This window comes from Kitasatospora sp. NPDC051164, from assembly GCF_044455625.1.
GTDB lineage: Bacteria > Actinomycetota > Actinomycetes > Streptomycetales > Streptomycetaceae > Kitasatospora.
In genome coordinates this window covers 12,791-32,526 of sequence record NZ_JBITFB010000057.1, presented here as the reverse complement: position 1 = coordinate 32,526, position 19,736 = coordinate 12,791, and the positions used below count along the sequence as shown (strand labels likewise).

Annotated in this window: 23 protein-coding genes and 4 pseudogenes; 13 read left to right on the top strand and 14 right to left on the bottom strand. The window is 73.0% G+C overall.

Translation table 11 applies throughout. The features are described 5' to 3' along the window. Positions 1-95: 95 nt before the first annotated feature. Both ACIBEC_RS44635 and ACIBEC_RS44630 read right to left on the bottom strand, forming a co-directional pair. Positions 96-470, bottom strand: a pseudogene (locus ACIBEC_RS44635) (transposase); the annotation flags it as partial. 79 nt (positions 471-549) lie between these two features. Beyond that, positions 550-859: pseudogene (locus tag ACIBEC_RS44630) on the bottom strand (IS982 family transposase); the annotation flags it as partial. 250 nt (positions 860-1,109) lie between these two features. Between ACIBEC_RS44630 and ACIBEC_RS44625 the strand changes: the two are divergent. Beyond that, positions 1,110-1,586: an OsmC family protein gene (locus ACIBEC_RS44625; RefSeq protein ID WP_360508589.1), complete on the top strand. Its 477-nt coding sequence runs from the start codon at positions 1,110-1,112 to the stop codon at positions 1,584-1,586. 71 nt (positions 1,587-1,657) lie between these two features. Here the strand turns inward: ACIBEC_RS44625 and ACIBEC_RS44620 are convergent, their stop codons facing one another. Both ACIBEC_RS44620 and ACIBEC_RS44615 read right to left on the bottom strand, forming a co-directional pair. Further along, positions 1,658-1,906, bottom strand: coding sequence for a hypothetical protein (locus ACIBEC_RS44620; RefSeq protein WP_360508592.1), 249 nt, complete (start codon positions 1,904-1,906; stop codon positions 1,658-1,660). Positions 1,907-2,192: 286 nt separating this feature from the next. Beyond that, complete coding sequence (locus ACIBEC_RS44615; protein ID WP_360508595.1) at positions 2,193-2,948, bottom strand: hypothetical protein; 756 nt, start codon at positions 2,946-2,948, stop codon at positions 2,193-2,195. A 223-nt stretch (positions 2,949-3,171) separates the two neighbouring features. Between ACIBEC_RS44615 and ACIBEC_RS44610 the strand changes: the two genes are divergently transcribed. Then, positions 3,172-3,519 carry a PRC-barrel domain containing protein gene (locus ACIBEC_RS44610; protein ID WP_360508598.1) on the top strand — a complete coding sequence of 116 codons (348 nt, stop codon included), beginning with the start codon at positions 3,172-3,174 and terminating at the stop codon, positions 3,517-3,519. Between the two features lie 160 nt (positions 3,520-3,679). Here the strand turns inward: ACIBEC_RS44610 and ACIBEC_RS44605 are convergent, their stop codons facing one another. Together ACIBEC_RS44605 and ACIBEC_RS44600 are read right to left on the bottom strand one after the other, a co-directional pair. After that, a complete protein-coding gene (locus ACIBEC_RS44605) occupies positions 3,680-4,108 on the bottom strand; it encodes a hypothetical protein (RefSeq protein ID WP_360508600.1) in 429 nt (142 codons plus the stop codon). Continuing rightward, positions 4,105-4,761, bottom strand: a complete 657-nt coding sequence (locus ACIBEC_RS44600) for a tryptophan 7-halogenase (RefSeq protein WP_360508603.1) — start codon at positions 4,759-4,761, stop codon at positions 4,105-4,107. Before ACIBEC_RS44600 ends, ACIBEC_RS44605 begins: the two co-directional genes overlap by 4 nt. On the opposite strand from ACIBEC_RS44600, the gene ACIBEC_RS44595 reads away from it, so the two are divergent. Beyond that, positions 4,733-5,581: a TetR/AcrR family transcriptional regulator gene (locus ACIBEC_RS44595; RefSeq protein WP_360508606.1), complete on the top strand. Its 849-nt coding sequence runs from the start codon at positions 4,733-4,735 to the stop codon at positions 5,579-5,581. The two genes, ACIBEC_RS44600 and ACIBEC_RS44595, sit on opposite strands and share 29 nt — an antisense overlap. Before the next feature lie 84 nt (positions 5,582-5,665). On the opposite strand, the gene ACIBEC_RS44590 is transcribed toward ACIBEC_RS44595, so the two are convergent. The 3 genes and pseudogenes from ACIBEC_RS44590 to ligD all read right to left on the bottom strand — a co-directional run bounded on the left by ACIBEC_RS44590 (position 5,666) and on the right by ligD (position 9,356). Then, on the bottom strand, positions 5,666-6,823 hold the full coding sequence (locus ACIBEC_RS44590; RefSeq protein ID WP_360508608.1) for a glutamate--cysteine ligase: 1,158 nt from the start codon (positions 6,821-6,823) through the stop codon (positions 5,666-5,668). Between the two features lie 254 nt (positions 6,824-7,077). Next, positions 7,078-7,776: pseudogene (locus ACIBEC_RS44585) on the bottom strand (hypothetical protein); the annotation flags it as partial. Positions 7,777-8,405: 629 nt separating this feature from the next. Beyond that, positions 8,406-9,356, bottom strand: coding sequence for a non-homologous end-joining DNA ligase (ligD, locus tag ACIBEC_RS44580; protein WP_360508609.1), 951 nt, complete (start codon positions 9,354-9,356; stop codon positions 8,406-8,408). Between the two features lie 606 nt (positions 9,357-9,962). Here ligD and ACIBEC_RS44575 point away from each other — a divergent pair. Next, positions 9,963-10,523 carry a hemerythrin domain-containing protein gene (locus tag ACIBEC_RS44575; RefSeq protein WP_360508612.1) on the top strand — a complete coding sequence of 187 codons (561 nt, stop codon included), beginning with the start codon at positions 9,963-9,965 and terminating at the stop codon, positions 10,521-10,523. A 387-nt stretch (positions 10,524-10,910) separates the two neighbouring features. Here the strand turns inward: ACIBEC_RS44575 and ACIBEC_RS44570 are convergent, their stop codons facing one another. After that, positions 10,911-11,096 carry a hypothetical protein gene (locus ACIBEC_RS44570; RefSeq protein WP_360508615.1) on the bottom strand — a complete coding sequence of 62 codons (186 nt, stop codon included), beginning with the start codon at positions 11,094-11,096 and terminating at the stop codon, positions 10,911-10,913. A gap of 18 nt (positions 11,097-11,114) precedes the next feature. On the opposite strand from ACIBEC_RS44570, the gene ACIBEC_RS44565 reads away from it, so the two are divergent. Continuing rightward, positions 11,115-11,363, top strand: coding sequence for a hypothetical protein (locus ACIBEC_RS44565; RefSeq protein ID WP_360508618.1), 249 nt, complete (start codon positions 11,115-11,117; stop codon positions 11,361-11,363). Between the two features lie 90 nt (positions 11,364-11,453). Here the strand turns inward: ACIBEC_RS44565 and ACIBEC_RS44560 are convergent, their stop codons facing one another. Beyond that, the gene (locus tag ACIBEC_RS44560; RefSeq protein WP_360508667.1) at positions 11,454-11,729 is read right to left on the bottom strand and encodes a hypothetical protein; all 276 of its coding nucleotides are present in this window, start codon (positions 11,727-11,729) and stop codon (positions 11,454-11,456) included. A 26-nt stretch (positions 11,730-11,755) separates the two neighbouring features. Here ACIBEC_RS44560 and ACIBEC_RS44555 point away from each other — a divergent pair, with 26 nt between their 5' ends. Both ACIBEC_RS44555 and ACIBEC_RS44550 read left to right on the top strand, forming a co-directional pair. Further along, on the top strand, positions 11,756-11,911 hold the full coding sequence (locus tag ACIBEC_RS44555; RefSeq protein WP_360508620.1) for a DUF6131 family protein: 156 nt from the start codon (positions 11,756-11,758) through the stop codon (positions 11,909-11,911). A 604-nt stretch (positions 11,912-12,515) separates the two neighbouring features. After that, complete coding sequence (locus ACIBEC_RS44550) at positions 12,516-13,460, top strand: DUF5996 family protein (RefSeq protein ID WP_360508623.1); 945 nt, start codon at positions 12,516-12,518, stop codon at positions 13,458-13,460. A gap of 35 nt (positions 13,461-13,495) precedes the next feature. On the opposite strand, the gene ACIBEC_RS44545 is transcribed toward ACIBEC_RS44550, so the two are convergent. Continuing rightward, entirely contained in the window at positions 13,496-13,855 is a 360-nt protein-coding gene (locus tag ACIBEC_RS44545; RefSeq protein ID WP_360508625.1) for a UBP-type zinc finger domain-containing protein, read from the bottom strand. A gap of 270 nt (positions 13,856-14,125) precedes the next feature. Here ACIBEC_RS44545 and ACIBEC_RS44540 point away from each other — a divergent pair, with 270 nt between their 5' ends. Continuing rightward, positions 14,126-14,260, top strand: coding sequence for a hypothetical protein (locus ACIBEC_RS44540; RefSeq protein WP_360508627.1), 135 nt, complete (start codon positions 14,126-14,128; stop codon positions 14,258-14,260). A gap of 9 nt (positions 14,261-14,269) precedes the next feature. On the opposite strand, the gene ACIBEC_RS44535 is transcribed toward ACIBEC_RS44540, so the two are convergent. Further along, on the bottom strand, positions 14,270-14,374 hold the full coding sequence (locus ACIBEC_RS44535; protein ID WP_396290613.1) for an alpha/beta fold hydrolase: 105 nt from the start codon (positions 14,372-14,374) through the stop codon (positions 14,270-14,272). Positions 14,375-14,402: 28 nt separating this feature from the next. Between ACIBEC_RS44535 and ACIBEC_RS44530 the strand changes: the two are divergent. The 3 genes and pseudogenes from ACIBEC_RS44530 to ACIBEC_RS44520 all read left to right on the top strand — a co-directional run. After that, a pseudogene (locus ACIBEC_RS44530) lies at positions 14,403-14,516 on the top strand (nuclear transport factor 2 family protein); the annotation flags it as partial. Continuing rightward, positions 14,513-15,361: an NmrA family NAD(P)-binding protein gene (locus ACIBEC_RS44525; protein WP_360508629.1), complete on the top strand. Its 849-nt coding sequence runs from the start codon at positions 14,513-14,515 to the stop codon at positions 15,359-15,361. The pseudogene ACIBEC_RS44530 and the gene ACIBEC_RS44525, both read left to right, overlap by 4 nt. A gap of 196 nt (positions 15,362-15,557) precedes the next feature. Further along, positions 15,558-16,181, top strand: coding sequence for a helix-turn-helix domain-containing protein (locus ACIBEC_RS44520; protein WP_360508632.1), 624 nt, complete (start codon positions 15,558-15,560; stop codon positions 16,179-16,181). A 13-nt stretch (positions 16,182-16,194) separates the two neighbouring features. Here ACIBEC_RS44520 and ACIBEC_RS44515 read toward each other — a convergent pair whose 3' ends face one another. Continuing rightward, the gene (locus ACIBEC_RS44515) at positions 16,195-17,448 is read right to left on the bottom strand and encodes an RNA-guided endonuclease TnpB family protein (RefSeq protein ID WP_360508635.1); all 1,254 of its coding nucleotides are present in this window, start codon (positions 17,446-17,448) and stop codon (positions 16,195-16,197) included. 349 nt (positions 17,449-17,797) lie between these two features. Here ACIBEC_RS44515 and ACIBEC_RS44510 point away from each other — a divergent pair, with 349 nt between their 5' ends. Further along, a complete protein-coding gene (locus tag ACIBEC_RS44510) occupies positions 17,798-18,217 on the top strand; it encodes a YciI family protein (protein WP_189921563.1) in 420 nt (139 codons plus the stop codon). Beyond that, entirely contained in the window at positions 18,190-19,521 is a 1,332-nt protein-coding gene (locus ACIBEC_RS44505) for an RNA polymerase sigma factor (protein ID WP_360508638.1), read from the top strand. The genes ACIBEC_RS44510 and ACIBEC_RS44505 overlap by 28 nt, the downstream gene beginning before the upstream one ends. Positions 19,522-19,736: the final 215 nt, after the last annotated feature.

Here is a 19,736-nt window from a genome sequence, read left to right as displayed (position 1 = left end):
ACGAATACGAGCAGGCGTACTGGGCGAGCCTGGAGGAAGCCCCGCAGGCCGCTTGATCACACAATCGCGGACTCTACGAAACTCGGGGCAGCTCAGTTCGACTGCTTGCCCAACGCCCCGCACCACTGGCGGGCCACCCCGACCGACATCCGCCCGTCCTTGGGAAACGACACGTCGTCGATCACCCACACCACAGGGTCGACCACCGGAACCGTCTTGACGGCCACGGCCCGCAGCACCGCCGCGTGATCCCACGGCGACTGGTTCACGAACTGCTGCAGGGCCTGCATGTCGCCGTCCGGCAGCCGCTCGGCCATCGGCTGGATCGACTTCCTGCGACCGTCCAGCATCAACCCGCGCAGGTAGCAGTCACCCCACCCGCGCGTGTCCTTCCGCGGCACCGATGCGAACACCTCAGCCACGAACGCAGCCAACTCGCCACGGAGTTGCTCAATCTCCCCCAAGTTCACGCCGACCAGGATGCCCGACACGCCGACCAAGATCAATACAAGTTAACGAAGTACTACTAGATGAATGAGTCCAATGTCCTCAGTGGTCATAGGCGATGAGTGAGCGCTTGATCGCGGCACCAGTGGTCCAGTTGCGCCAGATCGTGGCAGCGAGGGCGAGCAGGCGCTGACCAGTGCGGGCGAAGACGCCGGCCTCGGTTCGTGCGCCGTGCTGTTCCAGGCTGAGCTGGCCCTTCAGGGTGTCGATGACCGCCTCGATCCACTGGCGGACGCGGGCGAGCCTGCCGAAGCGGGCGGGCTCGCCCTTGCGGTCGGGCCGTACCAGGTGCGCGCCGGTGCGCGCCGAGCTCGTCGGTGACGAAGGCCTCGAACGCGGCTCCGGCGAAGCCATGCCCTCGGCGCGCGGTGCCGACATCCGAGGGCGACCTGCTCACCGACCGGAGGCGGAGCACCGGCCCGTGAACGGGCGCCACCCCGGGGCCGCGCAGGCCTGACGACGCCGGGCCTCGCGCGGGGCGCCCCGTTGCGGTTGACTGGCCGGGCCGCGGCCCTTCCGGCCCACGGCCCGCCCGGAATCCGTCCGGAGTCCGCCCGTATCCGCCCGTATCCGCCCGTATCCGCCCGCTCGGAGGTATCCGCATGGCCAGGCAGTACACGTACACCGCCGAGATCACCTGGACCGGCAACCTGGGCGCCGGCACCAGCGACTACCGCTCCTACTCCCGCGACCACGACGCGGCCGTCGAGGGCCTGCCGACCATCCTCGGCTCCGCCGACCCCGCCTTCCGCGGCGACCCGGCGCGCTGGAACCCGGAGCAGCTGCTGCTCGCCGCGCTCGCCCAGTGCCACCTGATGTCGTACCTACACCAGTGCGCGGTGAACGGGGTCGTGGTGACCTCGTACGTCGACCGCCCGGTGGGCACCATGGCCGTCGCCGCCGGCAGCGGGCACTTCACCACGGTGGTGCTGCACCCGCGGATCGAGGTCGCCGAGGCGGGCATGGTCGAGAAGGCCCTCGCCCTGCACGCGGAGGCGAACCGCGGCTGCTTCATCGCCAACTCGGTCAACTTCCCGGTGCTGCACGAGCCCGAGGTGACGGTCGCGGGCCGGAAATGACGGGCCCGGACCAAGCGGCCCGGAGCAGCGGACCGGCCGGGGCGGTCGCCGAGCGCGTCCGCCGGCCCCGACTACCGCCCCGGCCGGTCCAGCAGCGCGGCGACGTAGTCGGCCACCTCGTCGCGCAGTTCCTCCAGCGTCGGTTCGTACCCGTGGCCGCTGCCCGCCGTCGAGTTGAACAGCCCGCCGTCGCACCAGCAGATCAGCCGGCGGGCCTCGGCCGCCGGCTCGGTGGAGCCGGCGCGGGCGAGCAGGGCGGCACCGGGGGCGGTCGGCTTCGCCGTCGGCGTGGTTCTCGCCTCCGTCCCGCCGGTAACCATTCGTACGGTGCGGCGTATCCATGCACGGAGCTGACCGCGTGTCGATTCGAGCACCGCGATGGTCGTGCGCGGCGGGGTCCGTCACCTGCAGCAGGGGAAGTGCCTGCGCGGCAGCGAGTAGTCCGACCCGGGCACGCGAGGGCTGACCGGTCACCCTCTGCTCTGCGAACGCTACGCAGGGGTCCGACGTCCGACCCGGGCTGTCGAGGTAGAGCACCTGGCCCCCGCTCCCGCCGTGGGCCGGGCCGGGACCACTCCCCCGCTACGTCGTGGCGCGGCGGACCGGTCAGTGCAGGGCGCTGACCGCGCGGGCGATGACGAGGAGGGACGTGACGAGCGCGGCGATGCTCTCCACGCTCATGAGGACCTTCGCCCGGGCGGAGAGCGGCATGGTGTCGGTCGGGCTGAACGCGGTGGAGTTGGTCACCGACACGTAGAGGTAGTCGATCAGCGTCGGGGCCCAGTCGCAGGAGCGGCTGGAACCGTCGGCGACTTCCTCCACCGCGTCGTGGTTCTCGTCCTGGGAGAAGCGGAAGTCCGCGAGCGGGAGTTCAGTGCGCGGCACCTGGGTGCGGACGACCGGGCCGCCGCGGTCGAGTTCCCAGAACGCGAGGCCGAAGACGATGACGTCGGTGGCCCAGACCTGGAAGGCGGCGATCAGCAGCGAGCCGCCGTCCTTGACGTCCGTGGCCACCAGCGCGTGGACGAGCAGCCCCAGGGCCAGCAGGTTGCTGACGCCGATCACGCCGACCAGGGCCAGTGACAGGGCTCTGGACAGCCGGTTCTGACGGGTCATCCGGTACGGGTTCACCGCGACCAGCGGAATCAGGAGCAGCACCTCCAGGGCCGGCAGGACGTAGCGCGGGCCGACGAGCAGGGGCTCCGGCAGGGCGAGGTAGAGCAGGATCGCCACCACGGTGGCCGCCATCGCCGGCAGCCGGGCCTCGCCGCGGCGCTCATGGCGGGGGTGGCGCCGCTGCATGGGCGCCCGGTGGATGTTCGGCGCCCGGTGGGCGTTCGCTGCTTGGCTTTCCGTGGTCATCTCGGCGGGTCTCCCGGGGTCGGCGTGGCTGACCGGCGGTTTCCCCGGCACGCGGCGTTCACTCCCGGGCCCGGGGCGCGGCCGGCCGGAAGGTCGGAAGGTACGGAACGCGCCGTCGTGAACGGAACATGCGGAAAGTGCCATCGCGGGATGCATGCTCCGGAGGGACGGGGGCAGCCGACAGCCGTACCACGAAGACAGACCCTTCGACGAGGAGGCAGTTGTGACCAGTGGACTGTGGGATTACGGCAACGCCGAGGGCTACGCCCCGGGCACGGACCTGACGGGCTACCGGGTCGAGGCCGAGGACGGGCACATCGGCAAGGTCGACCGTCACACCGAGGACGTCGACTCCGCGCACATCGTGGTCGACACCGGCCCGTGGATCTTCGGCCGCGAAGTGCTGCTCCCCGCGGGCACGATCCGGCGCGTGGACACCGTCGAGCGAACGGTGTGGGTGAACCGGACGAAGGACGAGGTGAAGAACTCGCCGGAGTACGACAAGGACCGGCACACCGCGGACCCCGACTACCACCGGACGATCGGCGGCTACTACGGCGGGGCCGTCTGACCCCACCGGCCTCTTCGGAGCTCGTTGACCTGCGGATCCGTGCTGGTCGAACCTCTGGCAGTCGTATCGATCGACTGCCGGGAGGTCCGGGGTCCCGGTCGCGCTTCTGACGGGTGGGCAAGCCCGGGGCACGCAGGGTTCCGAGGGGCGTCGGCGGAACCTACTGACGACGGCAGGCACCCGCCACCGGTCCCTCACCCGACGGGCGACGGCCCTTGCGGCAGGTCGAGTCGACGGCGGGGAGCAGGGGGGTGAAGGTGCGGTTGCCCTGGGCGTCGACGGTGACGCGTTCGAGTTCGACCGGCAGTGAGGTCCGCTTGCCGTCGACGATGTCCTGCAGGGGCCAGTGTCCTTCGGTGGAGAGCGAGTAGTAGACCTGCTGGTCCTTGTGGGCGTCCAGGTCGGTCAGGTACTTGGCGCGCAGCCCGTCGGACAGCCCGAACCTGGTGATCATCTGGAAGGCGTGGATCGGGACGTGGTGCAGGCCCAGGTGGTAGCTGAAGATGGTCTTCTTGCCGATCAGCAGGAAGCGGTGTCCGAGCTTGTCCGCGGTGGCGCTGACGGTGTCGGGCCGGTGTTCGGTGGTCATGGTGTCTCCTCCGGGGTCGGGTGGTGCCGGCGCTGCCAGAACGGCCTGTCGGGCCAGCGTTGTTCGGCGGCGTAGTGGGTGCGGTGGTTGCGCAGGTAGGTGGTGCGGACGGCGGTGACGTTCCGCTCGTACTCGTCCAGGGCGCCAGGGTCTCCGGCCAGGTGGGCGTGGACGGCCAGGCCCGCGCTCATACCGGTGAACAGAGCGGTGAGGATGCCCTGCGAAGACAGCGGGTCGAATGCGAGGGCGGCGTCGCCGGCGGCGATCCAGCCGTCACCGAGGACTGTGTCGAGGAAGGCGGTGTGCGCGGGAGCCCGGCGGGCCGGCACACCAGCGGGCCAGGGGTGCCGGGCTGCTGGGGAGTTGATGTGCCTGGTCGCGATCAGGCCGGCCGAGAACTCGGTCCGGGCGGCGGGTAGGTCGGCGTCGGTGTACCAGGCCAGCAGGCGGCGGCGGTCGGGCAGCGGGGCGGTGTACCACCAGCCGTCGGGGGCCGCCTCGACGGTGGTGGTGGTGGTGTCGGCGCTCGCCGGGGCGGGCCCGAGGGTGAGGTGAACGGCGACCAGCCGGTCGCGGACCAGCAGTCGCGCCCCACAGGCGGCGGCGACGGCACCGCGACGGCCGGTGGCATCGACGATCCACCGGCAGCTCACGGTGCGGTGGTGCGCCGCGCCGCGCCGCGCAGCGGCCATCGACCTGCTCTCCGACCCGGAGGGCGAGGACCTCAACATCCCCGCGATCGCGCAACGCGCCGGCGTCAACCACACCAGCATCTACCGGCGCTGGGGCAGCCTCGACGCACTCCTGGCCGACATGGTCACCACCCGCCTCGAACGCGACTCACCGCTGAACGACACCGGCACCCTGCGCGGCGACCTCCTCGCCTGGGCCGAAGCCAGCGTCGCGAGCATGCGCACACCCGAAGGCCGCGCCCTCGTGCGCGCCGTCGTCCTGTCCATGCCGAACAGCGCCCACGCCAAGGCCGAGCGCGCGGAGCACTTCCGGCGCCGGATGCACTCCATCGAGCAGATCCGCCGACGGGCCACGGCCCGGGGCGGGAACCCACCACCCCTCGAGCAGATCCTCGACCAGCTCATCGCACCATTCTACGTCCGGACGATCTTCGGCATCGACCCGCCGGCCGGCGGCTACCCCGAACTCCTCGTGGACCGATTGCTCGGCACCACGGCGCGCCGGGCACGGCTTGACCGTGGCGCACCTGAACCTCCGACACCCCGGCGCCAACGGCGACACCTGCGCGCAGCCGAAGCGGTGCGGGGCGGGGCGCCACCTTCTCCTCCACGACGGCGCACAGGGACGACAGCCGGGCGAGCTCGCGGGAGACCGAAGACGGGCCCCGCATCGGAATCAACCCACCGCGATGGCAGCACGATTCCGTCAGCAGACCCAGCAGAAGGCTCCGGCCACCACCGGGTAGCAGGCCGCCCAGCAGGCACCGACCAGCTCCCGTAGGCAGTGAACTGCACCGGTCGCCCGGTCCACCCCGCGGCCCGAGCGCAGCCGGGACGGCGGCGGACGAGCGGCGGAGGCGCCCGCTCAGGCCGCCGCGCTCTCCGCCGCGATCATCGCGATCAGTCCGGAGCGCCCGTGTTCCGCCAGGTGCCGACGCTGGCGTTCGGCGCCGTTGCCCTCGTCCAGCACGCGGTCGACCAACGGGACCACCGCACGGGTGTCACCCAGTTCGTCCATGACCGGACCGAGCGCGGCCAGCATGGAGCCGACGAGTTCGCCGGCCGGCCGGGACAGTCCCGTCGCCGGATCGTGCAGGGTGCCGGTCGTTCCGTACCGGGCGGCGTGCCACCCCGCGCCGTCCAGGCTCTCCGGCGTCCGCTCCGGCGCGGGACGTCCGGCGGCCGCTTCCCGCATCGCCGTGACGACCAACGCGCGCACCAGCCCGGTCAGCATCACCGCCTCGTCGGCGCGCAGCTGGACGTCCATCGCGCGCAGCTCGACGGTCGGGAACTTCGCCGAGAGCCGGGCCTGCCAGTACAGCTGTCCCCGGTCGCGGATCAGCCGGGCCTCCAGTAGGTGGTCGATGCGGCGCTCGTAGTCCTCCGCGTCCGTGAAGTACGGCGGGATCCCGCTGATCGGCCAGCGGCTGAAGACCACCGTGCGCCAACTCGCGTAGCCGGTGTCGGAGCCGTACCACAGGGGCGAGTTGGCCGACAGCGCGGTCAGCACCGGCAGCCAGGGCCGGAGGCGGTTCAGCACCTCGACACCCGTCTGCGGGTCGGGCACGGCCACGTGCACGTGCGTGCCGTTGATGAGCGCCTCGTCGGCCAGCCGCGACATGTTCCGCCTGATGGAACGGTAACGCGGGGCGTCGACGATCGCCGGGGGCGTGGAGGGGGCGTACGGGGCGGTGGCGCACGCGGCGAGCCGGCAGTCGGCCGTCTCGGCGGCGGCCGCGAGCGCGTGCCGCAGGCGCAGCAGGTGGCCGCCGACCTCGGCGAGGTCCCGGCAGACCGGGGTGGCCACCTCCACCTGCGCCTGGAGCAGCTCGTTCTGCAGCTCGGTGTGGTGCACGGCGGGGTGCAGCCCGGCCGCCTCCCGCACCGCGTCGACGCGCGGCAGCGGCAGACCGCTGTCCGGGTCGAGCAGCAGGTACTCCTCCTCAACGCCGACGGTCGGACGGCCGCCCGCATCCAGGGTGAGCCGGCCGTCACCGCCTGTCGTGTCGGTGCCAGTGCCCATAACTGCGGGTTACCCGCCCATCTGATGGCCAACCGGCACAGGCGCAGCCCGGCCGCCAGCCCGGCCGCCCTGCCGAAGGAAGTGGGCGATGGCCTCCGACGCGACCTCGATCATCACGGCCTCCTCTTCCCTGATGTCCTGCGGCGGGTTGTGGGCGGCCGGCGGCACTTCGGCCCGGACACCGGTTGCACGGCAGGTTCGGCCGCGGTTCTCGGGCGGGGCCGGGGCCCGGCGGTCAGGAGCGGCCGGGGATCGATCCAGACCCGCAGCGGACCGACCGCCTCGAAGCCGTGCCGCAGGGCGGCCACCAGATCGTCGTCGCCCTCGTAACCGACCAGGGGCAGGGCGGGGAACAGCCGGTGGACCGCCTCCAGCACGACCGGCCAGGCCGCGTCGACGCCCCCGCCGTCCAGGGCGAAGACATTGGAGATCCCCACCACCCGGTCGCTGCGGCTCGCCACCGCACCGGCCACCACCCGGCCGTCGGGAGACCGTCCGGCGATCACGAAGGTGGCCGGGTCGTCGAGCAGTTCGGGCCGGAAGAGGTGCGCGTCGCCGGCTCCGTCGTCCCATGCGAGCGCCCAGGCACGCAGGGCGTCGGCGCTGTCCACCACCTCCCAGGCGAGGTCCGACGCGCTGGCGGGCGCGCCCGCCGGGCGATGCACCCACTGCGCGTCGAACAGCACCCGGAAGCCGGCCCCGGTCAGATCGAGGTCGGCGAAGCTGTCCTTGACCGACGCCCCGGGAGCCGCGGTGTCGATCCGGGCGACCAGCGCGGCCGCGTCCGCCCCGGGCAGCAGCGTCACCGCGTCGGGGTAGTAGAGGGGCGTACGGCTCCCGGCGGCCCACACCTCTTCCTCGAATGCGCCCGCCGAGCCGTGCGATCGGCTCATCACCGCACACCATTCGGCGTTGTTGCGGGCGGCTGCCTGGACCAGGGAGAGGTTCGACATCGTCACAGGGGTGGATCATTCCTCGCCCGCACTCGGCCGGGCGACCCGTTTTCGCGCCGCCGCCCCGAGGGCGGCCCGCCGGGCTTGGGCGCCGCGGACGAGGGCGCCGAAGCGGGTGTCAGCGGTGAGAGCCGATCAGCGACCCCCGCAGCGCGTGCGCAGCGGTCGGGATCCGACAACCGGCCCTCCGGCGCGTAGACGGAACCAGGCGTGACGGCACCTGGGCCGGGTTGCCGCCTTCACGGGCGGGGCTGAGAAAGAGGAGCCGGGACCATGTCCGCTATCGCCACACCGACCGAGCCGCTGTCACCGGCGCCGCCCCTGCCGGGGCGCCCCCACGCCGGCCGGCACCGCTCCTACCCGACCTGCCCCCTCCCCCGGCGTGTGACACCGAGCTCGTCGGCGCAGGCATCGGCCGACGGTCGGCCGGCCGGACCTGACAGCCCGGTCGGCGCACCCCGCCCACGGGCGCGCCGCGCCCAGGTCCTCCGCCCGGGGGGCCGTGGGCCGTGCGTGCGCGCCGGGGGGTGTCGGCGCCTTGGATGCCGGGCCGGCCGGTCCGGCCTGGTCTCCCCCGGTCGGGAGAACGAGAGTGGACGCCAGGCGGGCCGTACACGGCCCCAGCCGGTTCAGCGCAGGCCGCGCCACACGGGTTGGCGGAGCCGGCCGGCGTCGGTGAGTTCGAGGTATTCGACCTCGGCCTGCAGCTCGGGGCGGACGAACCGGACCACGGTGCCGCGCGGCAGCCCCAGCCCGGCACCCACGGTGAACGGGGACACCGGGGAGGCCAGGCGGCGCAGGACGGCGGCCAGGGCGCGCCGTTCGGGTGCGGCGAAGCCGGTGCCCACGGAGCCTGCGAACAGCAGCGGGCCGCCGGACTCCGCGCGGACGCCCACGAGGACGGCGCGCACCGAAGCCTCGCCCTGTCCACCGGGTAGCCAGCCGCCGATCACGACGTCCGCCGTCCGCAGGTGTTTGAGCTTGATCCAGTCCCGGGAGCGTGTGCCCGGGACGTAGAGGGAGTCGCTGCGCTTGGCGATGACCCCCTCGAGCCGGTGTTCACGCGTCCATCCGTAGGCCTCGGCGATGTCGTCCCAGGCCGGCGGCACCCGCACGCGGGGCCGCTCCAGCTCCAGGACCTCGAGCCGTTCCCGCCGCCGCGCATACGGCTCGGCGAGCAGCGACCGGCCATGGGTGTACAGGAGGTCGAACGCGATGAACAGGGCGGGTGCGGCCGGCACGGCGGCCTGCACCGCCGCGGGGCGGGTGCGGTGGACGCGGCCCTGCAGCGCTGCGAACGACGGCGTCCCGTCGCGCATCACCACCAGCTCGCCGTCCAGGATCACGGGTCCGCGGACCTCGGTGAGCGCCTCGGCCACCTCCGGGAACCGGTCGGTGAAGTCGCTGCCCCGGCGGCCCACCAGCCGCACCGGCGCGGCCTCGGGCACGTACGCCACGCACCGCACCCCGTCCCACTTCACCTCCCCCACCCAGCCGGACCCGGACGGAAGCCGACCGGCCGTCGCCAGCATCGGCTCGACGTGCGGCAGCCTCACCCGGGCCGACCCTCGCGCACCCATACCTCCAGAGTGCGGCCACCCGGCCTCGCGGCGACGGCGCATGCGTCCGACCGGCCGACACCGGCCTCCCCGGTCGTGACGCGAAGGGCGCGGGGGGGGGACGACCGGTCGTCCCACCCGCGCCGGGGAGGGCTGCATCCCGGCGAGGTTCACTGTCGGTGCCGGTCGCTGGGGTCTGCGGTCATGGCGACAGTGATCTTCGTCGACGAGACGACCTCGGGGCTGCGACGGGAGGCTTGTGGGCTGGCCGTCCGAGAGTTGGCCGAGCACGACGCGGGCCGCTCGACGCGGTTCCGCGGCCCGGTGCGGCCGCGGGTGTCCCCTTGCTGGCGGCAGCGTCCGGCGTGTTCGGAACCGGGCGGGCGGGTTCGCATGCCCGGGCGGGCAGGTTCGCATGTCCTGGCGGCGTCTGGGCAGGCGAGCAGGGGGTCGGCCTGGTCACGCACGGGCGGGCCGGTTCCGAAGAGCGCCATCAGGGTGCTGCTCGTGGGCCTCCGATCGGATGAGGAATTCGTCCTCGGCCGACTCGGAGGTCCCGCCCGGGAATCAGTGCCTGCTGGGCCGGGACGAAGCCGGCACTCGAAGCACAGGAGAGGCGAATACACGATGGGACACGGCGGCAACGTCATCAACGAGCTGATGACCGATCACCGGGAGGTCAAAAAGATCTTCGGCCGGATCCAGAGCATGGGCGGCGGCGGACAGCAGCTGCGCGACCTCGTGGACGAGGTCACGATCGAGCTGGTGCGGCACTCGGTCGCCGAGGAGCAGTACCTCTACCCCGCGGTGCGCGAGCACGTCGAGGGCGGCGACCGGCTCGCCGACAAGGAGCTCAAGGACCACGAGGAAGTGGAGAAGCTCCTCAAGCAGCTGGAGAAGACGAGCACAGACGACCCGGAGATGATGCCGATGCTGCGGCAGCTCATGGACGAGGTCACCGCCCACATCCAGGACGAGGAGACCGCCCTCTTCCCCGTGTTCAGCCGGGCCTGTACGCCGCAGATGCTGGACGACCTCGGCGACAAGATCCGCCGCGCCAAGTCCATGGCCCCCACCCGGCCGCATCCCGCCGCGCCGAGCAGCCCCACCGCGAGCAAGATCCTCGCGCCCGGGGCGGGCCTGGTCGACCGGGCCCGCGACTTCGTCTCCGGCCGCGGCAAGTCCTGACCTGCGTGTGGTCCGGGGCGGGCGGCACCGGGCAGCCCGGCCCCGGCCCGCGCACGGCTGGAGGCCGACGCCGGGCCGGGGCGGGCTGCCATGCCCGGGATCTGGCGCAGGCGAGCCCGCCCAGGCAACCCGATGAGCCCGGCTCGGCCACCCGCCCACGAGAACGAGACGCCCTCGGCCCACACAGAAGTGACCCGGGTCATGCCGCCATCCGCCACACGCACCTAAGCTGGACGGCCACGAAGCGAGGCAGCGCGGCCCCGCTCCCCGATGCGCTCGCACCCGCTCGACGATCGGACCCAGGCGAGCCCGCCCCGAGGGACCGACTGACGTGTCCACCGACCTGACACCCGTCATAGCCGCCTGTGCCCGCTGGCTGCTCACCGCCTACCCGCCGGTGCGCTGAACCGAGCGCTTGCCGAGGCCCAGGCCCGGCAGGCCGCCGCCCTCGCCGCCACCCTGCGCTACCCCACCGCCCTCGACGTCGAACTGCTCCACCTGCTCGCCCCCAGCGGCTCCGAGCGGCTCGACCGGCTCGCCGGCCGCGACCCCGACGCCGACCCCCCGGGGCACGCCGACTGGCGCACCTGGGTGGACGAGACCGTCGTCAGCTGGGCCGCCTGCCTGCTCGCCGACCCCTCCCTCGCAGCCCGCGCCCACCGCCGAAGCGACTCCGGGAACCAGGCGGACCACGGCGACCCGCGACGACTCACCATCCCCCGGGCCCGCGACAGCGAAGCCGGCGCGCTGCTGCGCCACCCCGACCTGCTCGAACCCGTCGCCGCTCTGCACCGCACCCAGCTGACGGACCTCCTGAACACCGAGGGCGTTCCGCTGTAGGCACCCGGACGCCGCAGAGCGGCCCGGGGCCGACACCTGCGTACGGGGTTTGCCACGACGGCGCGAAGCCGCCGGCAGCAACAGCGCGGATCACTGCGGGCTGCGGGCTGAGACCGCGACGGGCCGGCGGACGGCACGGCACCAGGAGGACTCCTGGGAGGCCGGGAAGACGTAGGCCGGGGCCATCTCGGCGGGCTGCGCGGCCCGGCCGAGCGGGGGCTGCTCGCCGAGGTGGGCGACCTTCTCCTCGTCCGGGATTCGGTCCGCCCGGTTTGCCTCGACCGGCCGGCGGTATACGCGCGGACGGCCATCGACGGCCCGCTGAGCCGCCCGTCCGCGAGCCGCGGCGCTGGCGCCTTCGCCCATCGTGCATCGCAATTCGGGAAGACCCAATGATCATCCTCGGAGTCATACTGCTCGTCATCGGCTTTGTCACCGGGATCTCGATCCTGTGGACCATCGGCATCGTGCTGGCCGTCATCGGCCTCATCCTGTGGGTCGCCGGTCTCCTCGGCCATGCCGTCGGCGGGCGCCGCCACTACTACTGACCCCCTGCCCACCACGGGCCGCCGCCAGGGCGCGACGGCCCTGCCGGAAACCGGAACCCAGCGCGACCGGGCTCTCCCCCGAGAGCCTGCCGCGGACCGGTCACGGCGGCGCGCGCCGCCCGCCTCCCTCCCCGGGAAGGCGGCCGGGCAGCGCGCATCCGCCCCTCCGAGCACGTGCCGATCATCGAGGTCCGGGACGTAGCAGTGAGAGCACATCCGTTCGCACCGGCACCGACCAGCCGGGGCGGGCGGGCGCTCGGCCACGGCGCGCTCGAGCGCTTCCTTCCGGCCGGGAAAGGTGTCCGTCAGCGATCCTGTCCCGGGCCGGTGGCCTCGTCCAGTGGCCCGCATCGCCCAATGGCCCGCATCGCCGACAGCGAGGCCCCGGCCCGGCATTCGTCCCGCGCGCGCCGGATCCCGCTTCAGCAGCAGCCGGCCCAACCGCCTCTCCGACGAGGGGAAGCGTCTGCTCGACCGACCTGGCTGACGGCGCAGTCGAGCAACGCAGTCGACGTACGGGCTCTCCGCCCGGCCGCCTCCCCCTGCGCGTCCGGACCACGGTGGTCATCATGGAACTGCCGCCGACGGACAGGAGGGAGACGCGATGGAGCTGTTCCCACCGCTGCCGCTCACCGAGTGGCGGGACACCAAGGAGACGCTGCACCGCTTCGCCCAGGTGGTGGGCAAGATCCGCCTCGCGGCGAGCGTGCGGCGCAACCACTGGTGGAACGTCCCCTTCCACCTCACCGGGCGCGGGATCACCACCCGGCCCATGGGGCAGGTCGACGGCAACCCGGTCTTCACCATCGACTTCGACTTCGTCGACCACCGGCTGGTCGTCGCGATGGCGGACGGCAGGTCCGCGTCCTTCCCGCTCCTCGACCAGTCCGTCGCCTCGTTCTACCGGCAGACCCTGGAGACCCTGGCGGAACTGGGCGTCCGGGTGCAGGTCCGGGTGCCCCGGCCCTACCGGCTGCCGGACGCCGACCGGCCGTTCGCCGAGGACTTCGAGCACGCCACCTACGATCCCGCCTGGGCGAACCGCCACTGGCAGGTGCTCGGCCAGGTCGCACTGGTGCTGGAGGAGTTCGCGGCGCGCTTCTCGGGCAAGGTCAGCCCCGTCCACCTGTTCTGGCACTCGTTCGACCTCGCCCACACCCGCTTCTCCGGAGGCGCCCTCGACCAGCCCTCGCACGTGGACCCGGTGACCCGCGAGGCGTACTCCCGGGAGCTGATCAGCTTCGGGTTCTGGTTCGGGGACGACAACCTGGGCGAACCGGCCTTCTACTCCTACACGACTCCCGAGCCCCCGCACCTGGCCGAGGACGCGCTCACGCCTGCATCCGCCCGGTGGACCGAGCTCAACAACAGCCACCTGGCCGTCCTGCGGTACGACGCGGCCCGTGCCGAGGCCGATCCGCGAGCGGCCGTACTCGCCTTCTACGAGAGCGCCTACCGAGCCGGAGCCGCCCGGTCCGGCTGGGACGTCGCCCGCCTCGCCTGCCCGGGTGGAATCACCGACCCCCGGCTTCCGGCCCCGCCGCTCTGAGCCCGTCCGATCAGATCGGTGCATGTCGGTGCAGGTCAGTGCAGGTGCGCCTGCCAGTCGGCCGGGACCTTGCCCTGCGGGCCGGGCGCCGGCTGCGAGACCGGGTGCGCGGCGGGCGCCGCGAGCTCCGGCCCCTCGTAGTACTGCTCGGTCTCGATGTTCCACAACCAGGCCTCACCGGGCTCGAAACTGGCCAGGAACGGGTGCCCCTCCGCTCGGGCATGCCGGGTGCCGTGTTGCGAGGGCGAGGAGTCGCAGCAGCCGATGTGCCCGCACTCGGCGCATCGCCGCAGGTGGAACCACCACCCCGGCCCGTCCCCCGCCAGGCACTCCACGCATCCGTCCCCACTCGGCCGCACGGACGGATCGATCCCCCGGATGGTGCTGTCAGCCATCGGACACGCCTCCCGACACGGGCTCGGACGGGGCCCCGGCTCGGAGCGTCGGACGTCGACGCCAACGCCGACGCCGTCGGGCCGTCCCTGTCGAATCCCAACCGGCCGGCCCACCCGGAGATTCCACGGCGAGCGGCGACGGCCGGGACCGGCGCCGGCCTTCGCAGCCGGCCGTGAAGGTGACGACCGGCCGTGCGTGGCTGGAGGGAGCAACCGCGACCCGGCCGACATCGAGGTGGCCCGGATGGGATCCATCGGCACGGTGGGCCGGTGCTCCACCCGGGCGACAGCGTCGAGGTGACCATGCTGCCCGCCGCCGCCGGCGTCGTACGGCTCGGCCACACCACGTTCTTCCAGCGGGCCCCGCGCCAGCTCCGGCTCACCGGCTCGGCGGAACACGGCTGACTTGATCGGTCAACGACCGCCCGTCCGGCGCAGGTGGGCGTCGATCAGGGCGAGGGTGGCCTCCGGCTGTTCGATCTGCGGGAGGTGGCCCGCCCCGGGGATGACCTCGAGCACGGCGTCGGCGAAGGCCTCGGCGTACGCGACCTACATCGCCGTGGTCACCGTCAGGGACGGACGAATCACCTCCTACCGCGACTACTGGAACCCCCTCGCCGTGTCGCAGACCGGCGCCGACTTCCCGGGAGCGAACCGATGAACGCACCCGGCGCCACCCTGGTCATCGGGGCCACCAGCACCACCGGCCGCCGCGTCGTCGCCGGACTGGCCGCCGAGGGGCATCGCGTCAAGGCCGCCGGCCGGACCGCCACCGCGGTGGCGGGAGCCCGGGCCGTCCGCTTCGACTGGGACACTCCCGCGACCTGGAGCGAGGCCGTCGACGGCGTCGACCGCGTCTACCTCGTTCCGCCCATCGGATCCGCCGAGCCGGCCGCGGTCATGCTGCCCTTTCTCCGCCAGGCCCGTGCGGCCGGCGTGCACCGCGCCGTGCTGCTCAGCTCCTCGGCGATCCCCGCCGGTGGTCCGGCGGTCGGCCGGGTCCACCAGGAACTGCCCGGCCTGTTCGAGCAGTGGGCGGTACTGCGGCCCTCCTGGTTCATGCAGAACTTCACCGGCTCCATGCCCCACGCGCGCAGCATCCGCGAGGACGGCGCCATCCTGACGGCCACGGGGGACGGCCGCGTCGGGTTCGTCGACGCCGAGGACATCGCCGCCGTCGCCGTCCGCGCCCTGACCGACGGCCGGTCCCCCGACACCGACCTGGTCCTGACCGGACCGGAGACGCTCAGCTACGACGACGTCGCCGGGACCATCGCCGAGGTCACCGGCCGGCCCGTCGTCCACCGGCACCTGACGTACGAGCAACTGCGCGACCGCTGGGCGGCCGAGATACCAGCGGCCTTCGCCACCATGCTGGCCGGCATGGACCGCGCCATCGCCGCCGGTGGGGAGGCCCGCACCTCGGACGCCGTCCAGCGCCTCACCGGCCGTCCCCCGGGCACCTTCCGCGCCTTCGCCGAACGGGAGCTGTCCGGGAGCCGCTGAGATCCACGCCGACCCGCCGGCCGGAGGAGGAGCCCGTTACCCGGGGCCACCCGGGCGCCCGCCGGCCGGCGGGAGCGGTGGCGCGTATCGTCGGACGGCGCGACGGCACCATGCGACCCGCTTCGCGCCACGCGCGCCCACCGGACACCGTGAACCCGGCCGGGGGCCGCGACAGGCCGAGGACGAAGGAGGAACCGTGGCCCAGCGCACGGGACGCGAGGAGCGCACGGACCGCACGGAGCGCGCGGACGCCCTGCGCAACCGGGAAGCCGTCCTGGCCGCCGCCGACGCGCTCTTCGCCGCCAGCAGCAGCCCGCACAGCGTGTCGATGGACGACATCGCGGCAGCCGCGGGCGTGGGCAAGGGCACCCTCTTCCGCCGCTTCGGCGACCGCGCCGGCCTGATCGGCGCCGTCATCGCCTCCCGCCTGGAACCCCTGCGGGCAGCACAGGACGCGGCGGCGGCCTCACCGCGGCAGCGGGTGCCGGACCTGCTCGACGCCGCGCTGCGCTTCAAGATCGAGAACCGGAACCTGATGGCGGCGGCGGAGGGCGCGGGACTCGCCAGCCCCTACCAGGCCGCGCACTACGCCTGGTGGCACGGGACGCTCCGGGAGGCCCTGGAGCGGGTGCCCGGCGTCCGCGCCGCGGACTTCACCGCCCACGCCCTGCCGGCCGCCGTCCGCGCGGACCTCGTGGCGCACCTGATCGACGATCGGAACATGACGCCCGAGGCCCTGCGCTCCGCACTCGCGGCCCACCTCGACAACGTCCTCGGCAGCGGCTCCGGTTCGCCTGAGCACACGCGTCAGGAGGATTGACATCCTCCCCGTCCTAAGGGACGGGGATTCCTCCCGCGCCTGCGGCACGGATGCCCGTGGTCCGCGGGTCGCCGAGGTGGGTTCCCCGTTCGACGGGCCGTGCCTGGCGTGGGATCGCCACGCCTGGTCTTGCCGGCCCTCCAGGGGCGTTTAGCCTGTCCGCCTGCCCGGCGGCCAGGATGTTGCGAGCGGCGTTGAGGTCACGATCGTGCCGCGCACCGCACGCCGTGCAGGCCCACTCCCGAACGCGCAGGGGCTTGGGTCCGTCACGGTGTCCGCACGCCGAGCAGAGCTGGGAGGACGGGAACGCGCGGGGCACGATGCCGATGTGCCGCCCGTAGCGGGTGGCTTTCTCTTCGAGCAGCCTGCGGAAGGTGGACCATCCGGCGTCGTGGACGGACTTGGCCAGCCGGCCTCGGGCGAGGCCGCGCACGTTCAGATCCTCCAGGTACACCGCTTGGGTCTCACGGATGATCCTGGTGGTCTGCTTGTGCAGCCAGTCCATGCGGGTATCGGCCACCTTGGCGTGCGCCCTGGCGACCTTGCGCCGGGCCTTCGCCCGGTTCTTCGACCCCTTGGCCTTGCGCGAGAGTTCCCGCTGCGCGGCCTTCAACCGCTTCTCCGCCTTGCGCAGGAAGCGCGGGTTGTCGATCACACTGCCGTCGGACAGTACGGCGTAGGTGGTCAGCCCGAGGTCGATGCCGACCTCGGCATCGACCTCGGGCAGATGGCTCGGTTCGACGTCCACGACGAAGCTCGCGTGGTACCGCCCGGACGGATCCAGCACGATCGTCACCGACGACGGATCGGCCGGGAGAGCGCGCGACCACTTCACCCGCACGTCGCCGATCTTCGCCAGGTTCAGCCTCCCGTTGCCCCGCAGACGGAACCCGTTGCGGGTGAACCGCAGCGACTGCCGGGAAAAGCGCTTCGACTTGAACCGTGGAAGCCCGACCGGGCGCCCGGGCCGCTTGCCGGACACCGAGTCGAAGAAGTTCCGGTACCCCGTGTCCAGATCCCGAAGGGACTGGATCAACGGATCGACACCGACCGAGGCCAGCCACGCCCGCTCAGCGGTCTTCTTCGCCCCGGTGATCACCAGCTTCTGCAGATCCGCGCTCCTGGGATACGGCCGCCCGGCCTTCCGGGCCTCCTTCCGTACCGCGAGAGCGTCGTTGTACACCACCCGGGCACAACCGAACGTCCGGGCCAGCGACGCTCGCTGACCCGCCGTCGGGTAGATGCGATAGGAGTACCGAAGGTGCACACGATCAACCTACCGACAGGCACTGACAACGGCTCACGTCAGAACCTCCGGAGATCACTCCGCCGCTACGCGGCCCCGAGCCAAACCCCCATTCCTCCCCGGCCTGAAGGCCGGGGCACCCTGGGAGATCAAAGGTGAGGCTCCTCCCAGGCGCGGGAGAGACCTCGGCCCCCGAGGCGGCCGGACTCCAGCGCCGATCGCAGGCGCGGCCGAACGGGAAACCACCGCGAAGGCGTTCGTCGAAAAAAATTCGGTGCGGGTCCGTCGGCCGTGTCGATCCGCGGTCGCGCCGTTCGACCTGGGAGTGAGAGGGTCGACAGACGACCTTCCCCGAGCGAGGAGAACGGCCATGGCGAAGTACATGCTGATCATGCGGGGCACGGACGAGTCCGTCGCCAAGATGATGGAGACGCCCTTCGAGGAGATGCTCGAAACGGTGGGCCGCTTCAACGAGGAGCTGATCCGGGCGGGCGTGCTCGTCGCCGCCGAGGGCCTGGACGACCCGTCCCAGGGCGTGGTGGTCGACTTCGACGGGGAGACCCCGGTGGTCACCGACGGCCCGTACGGTGAGACGAAAGAGCTGTTCGGCGGCTTCTACCTGATCGACGTCGCCTCCAAGGAGGAGGCGGTCGAGTGGGCCAAGCGGCTCCCGGCCGTGGCCGGCTCGAAGTGCGAGGTCCGGCGCGTGCCCGGCATCGAGGAGTTCCCGCAGGACAACGAGTGGATCGTCAAGGAGCGGGCGTGGCGCGAGCGGACCGGCCAGCTGTGACGCCCGAGGCCGCCGACGGCCCGCCGGTCGCCGAATCGGCGCGGCGGGCCGTCGAGGCCGTCTGGCGCATCGAGTCCGCGCGGATCGTCGGTGCGCTGGCCCGCTACACGGGGGACTTCGCGCTCGCCGAGGACGTCGCGCAGGAGGCGCTCGCGGAGGCGCTCGTCGCCTGGTCGCGTGACGGGGCGCCGGCCAGTCCGGTGGGCTGGCTGCTGGCGACCGCCCGGCGGCGGGCCATCGACGCCTTCCGCCGCAAGTCGGCGCTCGACGAGCGGTACGCCGTGCTCGCCGGCCCGCTGGCCGACGGCGAACTCAGCTCGGGCTCGCCGGCCGCGCCCGAGCGGACCGACGACCTGCCGTGGGACCCCGACCGGGTCGACGACGACGTCCTCGCGCTCATGTTCACCGCCTGCCACCCGGTACTCTCGCCCGAGGCCCGGGTGGCCCTCACGCTGCGCGTGGTGGCCGGGCTGTCCAGCGAGGAGGTCGCCCGCGCCTTCCTCGTACCCGTACCGACCGTCCAGGCCCGGATCACCCGGGCGAAGAAGACGATCGCCGCGGCGCACGTCCCGTTCGAGCTGCCGCCGCCCGAGGAACGGCGCGAGCGGCTCGGCGCCGTCCTGAGCGTCCTGTACGTCATCTTCACGGAGGGCTCGACGGCGACGGCCGGCGACGACCTGCTGCGCGTGGACCTCGCGTACGAGGCCGTGCGGCTGGCCCGGACGCTGGCCGCCCTGCTGCCCGCCGAGCCGGAGGTGTACGGCCAGCTCGCGCTGTTCGAACTCACCGCCGCGCGCTTCCCGGCCCGCACCGGGCCCGACGGAGAGGCGGTGCTCCTGGAGGACCAGGACCGCCGCCGGTGGGACCGCTCCGCGATCCGCCGGGGCCTGGCCGCGCTCGGCCGGGCCTCGACCCTCGGGCGGGGCCTCGGACCGTACGGTCTGCAGGCCTCGATCGCCGCCTGCCACGCGACGGCGCCCTCGGTGCGGGAGACCGACTGGGAGCGCATCGTGCTCCTCTACGAGGCGCTCGGCCGCGTGGCCCCTTCACCCGTCGTCGAACTCAACCGGGCCGTGGCCGTCGCGATGGCGAGCGGACCGGAGCAGGCGCTGCGCACGGTCGACGAACTGGCCGTCTCCGGCCGCCTGTCGGGGTCGCACCTGCTCCCGACCGTACGCGGCGAACTACTGACCCGCCTCGGCCGCACCACCGAGGCCCGGGCCGAGCTGGAACTCGCCGCCCGGCTGTGCTGCAACACCCGCGAGCGGTCCGTGCTGCTGCGCAAGGCGGCCGCGCTGGGGTGACGGCGTCAGGGTATGGCGTGGACCTTGCAGCCGGGCACGGTGTCGAGGGCTTCCGCGCGCAGGAAACGGCCGACGAGGTCGGCGAAGTCCGCGTCGCGCTCCATGTGCAGCAGGGTGGTCGGCGTGGTCCATGACGACGAAGGCCACGTCGAAGAGCATGAGACGGCTGACCCGGGCGGGGTGGCGCTGGGCGAGGCGGTAGCCGATCGGGTAGC